This is a genomic window from Actinomadura sp. KC06, assembly GCF_004348735.1.
Classification (GTDB): domain Bacteria; phylum Actinomycetota; class Actinomycetes; order Streptosporangiales; family Streptosporangiaceae; genus Spirillospora.
In genome coordinates, this window is sequence record NZ_SMKT01000297.1 from 1 (window position 1) to 5,426 (window position 5,426).

Annotated in this window: 6 protein-coding genes; 3 read left to right on the plus strand and 3 right to left on the minus strand. The window is 69.3% G+C overall.

From position 1 onward, the window contains the following. The 3 genes from E1287_RS45240 to E1287_RS41815 form a co-directional block, all read left to right on the plus strand. On the plus strand, positions 1–259 hold a 259-nt coding region (locus E1287_RS45240; protein ID WP_243719812.1), incomplete at its 5' end, for a Scr1 family TA system antitoxin-like transcriptional regulator. Next, the gene (locus E1287_RS41810; protein WP_131971451.1) at positions 250–435 is read left to right on the plus strand and encodes a DUF397 domain-containing protein; all 186 of its coding nucleotides are present in this window, start codon (positions 250–252) and stop codon (positions 433–435) included. The genes E1287_RS45240 and E1287_RS41810, both read left to right, overlap by 10 nt. Positions 436–469: 34 nt before the next feature. Further along, a complete protein-coding gene (locus E1287_RS41815; protein ID WP_131971453.1) occupies positions 470–700 on the plus strand; it encodes a DUF397 domain-containing protein in 231 nt (76 codons plus the stop codon). Positions 701–851: 151 nt separating this feature from the next. Here E1287_RS41815 and E1287_RS41820 read toward each other — a convergent pair whose 3' ends face one another. From E1287_RS41820 to E1287_RS41830, 3 genes are read right to left on the minus strand one after another with little or no spacing between them, the layout of a single operon-like run. Then, complete coding sequence (locus E1287_RS41820; protein WP_131971455.1) at positions 852–1,469, minus strand: acyltransferase; 618 nt, start codon at positions 1,467–1,469, stop codon at positions 852–854. 22 nt (positions 1,470–1,491) lie between these two features. Beyond that, the gene (locus tag E1287_RS41825) at positions 1,492–3,477 is read right to left on the minus strand and encodes a glycosyltransferase (protein ID WP_165969452.1); all 1,986 of its coding nucleotides are present in this window, start codon (positions 3,475–3,477) and stop codon (positions 1,492–1,494) included. Between the two features lie 56 nt (positions 3,478–3,533). Beyond that, the gene (locus tag E1287_RS41830; RefSeq protein ID WP_131971458.1) at positions 3,534–5,285 is read right to left on the minus strand and encodes a CDP-glycerol glycerophosphotransferase family protein; all 1,752 of its coding nucleotides are present in this window, start codon (positions 5,283–5,285) and stop codon (positions 3,534–3,536) included. Positions 5,286–5,426: the final 141 nt, after the last annotated feature.

A 5,426-nucleotide genomic window follows, 5' to 3' on the forward strand; every position in this document is an offset into this window, starting at 1 on the left:
CTCCTATAGAGATAAAATCAATATACAGATAGCGCCAATTCGATACATACGTAATGTCTGGGCCACTTTCATGATAGCCACCTTGCCTGACCAGAGGCAGGTCGTATACACCGCGAAGGCTTACGGTGGCGAGACATCGACATCTCCGGCTGAGATAGCTCTGGTCAATGAGACTATGGCCACGCTGCAGGCCGAAGCACTAAATGCGAACGACACACGTGCGCTGATCAGAAAGGTGATTGAGGAACGATGGACCTGAATCCGGTGCGCTGGAAGAAGGCTTCCCGTAGCAATGAGTCAGGAGACGCATGTATCGAGATGGCGTCGACCGATGATGTCGTTGCCATTCGGGACAGCAAGGATCCGGGAGGTCAGAAGATCGTCATTAGTCGTACCGATTTCTGGAACTTCACGAACGTTCTCAAGAACCTTTGAGTAAAATGCTGGCCTAGCAATGTGGCGAGGCAACATGAATTTGAGTGAGGCGGTCTGGCGCAAGGCGTCTCGGAGCCACGAGGATGGAGACGCGTGCATCGAAGTCGCTTTGTGGCGCAAAGCTTCGCGGAGTACGGCAGAGGGCGACAACTGTGTTGAGATCGCCGGTTCTCCGAACATCGTTGCGCTCCGTGACAGCAAGGACCCCAATGGTCCCAAGCTCATCATTAGCACCAGCGACTTTCGGCATTTCGCAAGAATTTGAAGAACCTGTAGTTCTGCTGGCTGCTTGCCGAGGGGTGTGTACTGCTAGGCCTACGTTGGCTACCCGGTGCGAGGTCGCCGACGGTTCTGTTTGGCCGAGTTGCGCACCAGCCTGTGGCCGCGTGCGGCGACAGTGTTGGGCGGCTTGAGGGTTAGGCGTTCTTTTCGGTTAGGAGCGTTGACTCGGGGGCGTCGGCGGTGGGGGTTTCGATGTAGAGGGCGCCGGTTCGGGGGCATTGCCAGGTGCCGTCTGGGAGTTGGGTTAGGCGGGCGCCGGAGCGGCCCACCCAGCCGATTCGGCGGGCCGGGACGCCGGCTACCAGGGCGTAGTCGGGAACGTCGCGGGTCACGACCGCGCCCGCGGCGACCATCGCCCAGCGGCCGATCCGCACGGGCGCGACGCACACGCTGCGGGCGCCGAGGGACGCCCCCTCGGCCACGTGCACGCCGACCGCCTCCCAGTCGCCGCCGCGCTTCAGCTTGCCGTCCGGGTCGACCGAACGGGGCTCCCGGTCGTTGGTCAGGACGACCGCCGGCCCGACGAACACGCCGTCCTCCAGCACGGCGGGTTCGTAGACGAGGGCGTGGTTCTGGAGTTTGACATTGTTGCCGATCTGTACGCCGGCGCCGACGTAGGCACCGCGGCCGACGATGCAGTTCGTGCCTAGCCGGGCGTTCTCGCGGACCTGGGCGAGATCCCACACCGTGGTGCCGTCTCCGAGTTCGGCGCTCGGATCGACCTGGGCGCTCGGCAGGATCCGGTGACTCATGCGTTGCCTTCCATGCGGGTGTTCACGAGGGTAGGGGTGCCGGTGATAACCGGTGCTTTCCGGGGTCGACGCCGGGCGCCATCCATGCCCGGATTCGGCGCGCGTGGAACGCCAGCGGCGCGGTGACATGGACGATCAGCGTCTTGCGGTCGAGCCGGACGCGCAGGCGGCGCGGCGGCACCAGCGACGCCGTCGCCGGCCCGGGGACGCCGGACCCGGACGCGAGGCGCACGGGGACGGGCTCGCCGACGCCGTCGATCGCGAACCGGACCCGCCAGCAGCCGCGCCGGGCGTCCCCGAGCGAGATGTCGGCGTACCGCCGGGACGGATCGTCCGGGACGGCCTCCAGCGCCGCGCGGATGACCCGGCTGTCGCCGGCGAGGTGCAGCAGGACGCTCATCGCGGGACCGTTCCCCAGGATGGGCGGCGCTTCGGCGCGCACCCACATCCGCTTCTTCGGCCCCCAGCCGACCTTCACATCGCGGAAGTCGGTGGCCTTGAGGGCGCCGCCGACCTCCAGCGTGAGGGGCTCGCGCGCGCCCGGCGACAGCGGGCGGACGACCCGCCACCGCCCGTCCGCGTCGACGACGGCGGCGCGCGGCATCGTGAACCCTCTCGGCTTCACCACGGGGGTCGTCAAGGCGTGCCCAGCGAGGGTCGTCTCCAGGTGCACCGTCCATCGGCCGTCCGGCCACGAGCCGGGCGCCGGGAAAAACGAGGTGGTGTAGGACGCGGCGAGGCCCTCGTCGGTGCGGTTCGGCGGGTGGGCCTCGCACCGGATCCGCTGATGCGAACCGGCGCCGTCGGCCAGCACCAGGTGAAGGACGGGTCTTCCCCTGTCCACGTCGTGCAGGAGGACGTCGCCGCTGATCCGGAGGGAGTCGTCCGCCCAGGTCAGCTCCGTCAGATGGTGCCGGACCCGCACCGGTGCGCGGGACTCGTAACACTCGTCTGGGATGGGTGTGGAGGGGGCGCGAAAGAACGGGTACTCGAGGTAGGCGCGCCCGTCCTCCAGATGGACGCGGGGCCGCCCGGAGGCGGTGTGGAACCGGAGGACGGTCTCGAGTTCCCCGGCGAGGTCGTGGAGCACGCAGTGAGCGATCACCCGGCGGAGAGGGACGAGCTCCTGGAGCAGTCCCGGGGTGAGCCACTTCTTCAGCAGTTCGCGGCACCGCGTGTAGGTGATCTCGCGCTCGTCGTCGGGGGCGTCCAGGTACAGCCGCTGCAGCCGTCCGAACACCTCCTGATCGAGGTAGCGCCGGTGCAGCTGATCGCGGATCTCGCCCGGCTCGGCGTACCGCGCGGTCTCCTCCATCGCCTCGGCGATGATCGCGTAGACGTCGGCCGCGCGGGCGCCGCCGATCTGCGTGCTGCTCGTCCCGGACTCGCGGGCCGCCCAGTAGTAGCAGTCGTAGTCCGCGAGGATGGACACGGCTCGGGCGCGCAGATGCGCGCCGGCGGTGAACAGCTGGTCCTCGTGCGACAGGACGCCCTCGGCGAACCGCAGCCCGGCGTCCTCGATCAGCGAGCGGCGGAAGAGCTGCAGCGCCGCCATCGACATGCGCCAGAAGAGGTCGGAGCCGTGTTCGAGGACGTGGGTGCGTTCGATCGTCTCGCCGAACACCTGGGGCGTCCTGCGGCCGCCGGTCCCGACCTGCTTGCCGAGGACGATGTCGGTGCCGTTCCGCTCCGCCATCGCCGTCATCCGCTCCAGCGCCTCGGGCCCCAGCGCGTCGTCGGCGTCCAGGAAGAACACGAACGTTCCGGACGCGAGCTCAAGGCCCCGGTTGCGCGGCGCCCCCGGACCGCCGGAGGGCGGTTGGTGGACGACCGTCAGCCGGGCGTGGGCGCGGGCCAGCTCGTCCAAGAGCTCGCCGCCGCCGTCGGTCGAGCCGTCGTCGACCGCGATGACCTCGACCTGTTCGGAGGGGAGGGTCTGGGCAAAGGCCGACCCCAGCGCCCGGCCCAGCGTGTCCCGGCAGTTGTGAACCGGGACGATCACGCTCACCAGTGGTTGCCTCACATGGCCCCTCTACAGTCGGGGGCGGGGGTGCGAGGGACACTCTATGCGGGTTCGGACGCGGCCGTAACCTGAGAGCCGCCGAGCCCGTATAGCGCTGACCTGGGGCCGGCCTCGGCGAGCGTGTCGACGGCGGCGGCGAATCGGGTCATCGCGTCCGGGTGCTCGGGGCCCAGGAGGTAGCCGCGGAGCCTGCGCCGCTCGTCGGCGAGCGGGTCGGCGCCGGGAGACGCGGCGACGGCGAGGATGTCCGCCAGTTCCGCGCAGTCCGGGCCGAGCAGGTACGCCGCCGACGCGGACGGGAAGTCGGCGCGGAACGTCACGTCGTTGGCCGCGTGCGGGTTGGTGACCACGTACGGCTTCAGGCTCGGCATGTAGTCGGAGATCACACTGGAGATGTCGGTGATGAGCATGTCCGACTGGTTGAAGCACTCGTGCAGCGACGCCTGGGCGCCGGTCACGACCCGGTGCCCGCCCTTCCCCGTCCGGTTCGCCTGCTCGATCGCGGCGATGATCCGGTTGTGAGCCGCCGCGGCGGATGCCATCCGGGTGCCCGTGTACGGGTGTGGACGGTAGATGACGCGCAGGCCCTGGCCCTCGTCCAGCAGCGCGGCGACGATCTTCTCGCCCATCGTGAGCAGGGAGCAGTAGCTGTGCTCGCTGTCCCAGCCCTCCCACGTCGGCGCATAAAGAACGGTCGGCACCTCGTTGCCGGTGGGGCCAGTGGCGATGCCCGCGAGCTGCGGGCGTCCGACCTCGACGATCGCCTCGTTGCGGACGCCCGCGTCGGAGTTGCGGTAGCGGTCGCGGCCCGCCGGACCGGCGACCCACACCTGGTCGAAGACCTTGCTGACCGGGTTGGAGCTGGAGTCCTTGTCGCTGTCGCCGTGGCCGATGAACACGTGCTTGATGTCCGGCTCGCGGAGCAGGTGCAGGTTCTTGCCGGTGTTGCCGGTGTAGAGCGCGACGCGGACGGACGACCAGTCGAAGTTCATGACGTCCTCGGCCCGCGAGATGCACACGACCGGGAGCCGCGTGGGGGCCAGTGCGTCCACGACCTCCGGCGTCCGGACGAGGACCATCGCCTTGCGGTTCAGCCGCTCCATGGTCTCCAGCCACATGTTGGCCTGGTAGGCGTTCACGGCCAAGCCGGTGAAGTAGAGGACGACCTCGGGCTCATAGGAGCTCACGCGGCGCTGCACGTCCCGTCCGACGCGGCGGGCGTTGAGGAGGCCGCGCATCCGCCGTAGGTGCGGGACCTGCGCGGCGCAGGACGCCAGCGTGCCCGCCGCCGTGCCCAGCAGACCGGCGATCAGCAGTTCGGGGACGTCCGCCAGCAGGCCGATCGTGCCGAGCAGGAGGGGGAGGGCGTCGGCATAGCCCTCGATGAGGATCACCAGGCGCACGTGCCAGGCGGGTTCGGCCTCGGGGAACGCGGGCTCGCCCTCGCCTAGGTTGCGGGTGACGTACGGGATCGTGTTGACACGGCGGATCGTGGCCGCGCCGACCAGGGCGCCGGCGCGGAGCCAGTCGAGGGCGAAGAAGCCGAGAGCGGCGGTCCAGATCGTCGCGTCGCCGACGTCTCCGGCCTGGACGAGCAGCAGCACGAACGCGCCCTGCCGGATCAGCACCCGGGCACCGGCGCTCAGCTCGCCCCAGCGCAGCGGTCTGTCGGCGTCCGGGAACAGCCGGTAGACGACCGGCTCGGCGACGAAGCAGGCGGTCGCGGCGACCAGGAACCAGCCGGGCGATCCCGCCGCGGCCGCGACGGTCATCAGCGCGAGCGTGGCGGGCAAGGACAACACCGTGGAAAACCGCAGAAGCTTCGAGTACCGGGCGAGACGCCGCACGGCACACCTCCGTCTGGTCAGCGCGGCCCTGGGGCGGCGAAGAAGGGTCGGGGGCACCCGCCCGGTGCCGGGGGCGGCGGGTGCGCG

Coding starts and splice junctions, on each gene's coding strand:
- E1287_RS41810 (WP_131971451.1), top strand. CDS start 250: ATGGACCTGAATCCGGTGCGCTGGAAGAAGGCTTCCCGTAGCAATGAG.
- E1287_RS41815 (WP_131971453.1), top strand. CDS start 470: ATGAATTTGAGTGAGGCGGTCTGGCGCAAGGCGTCTCGGAGCCACGAG.
- E1287_RS41820 (WP_131971455.1), bottom strand. CDS start 1,469: ATGAGTCACCGGATCCTGCCGAGCGCCCAGGTCGATCCGAGCGCCGAA.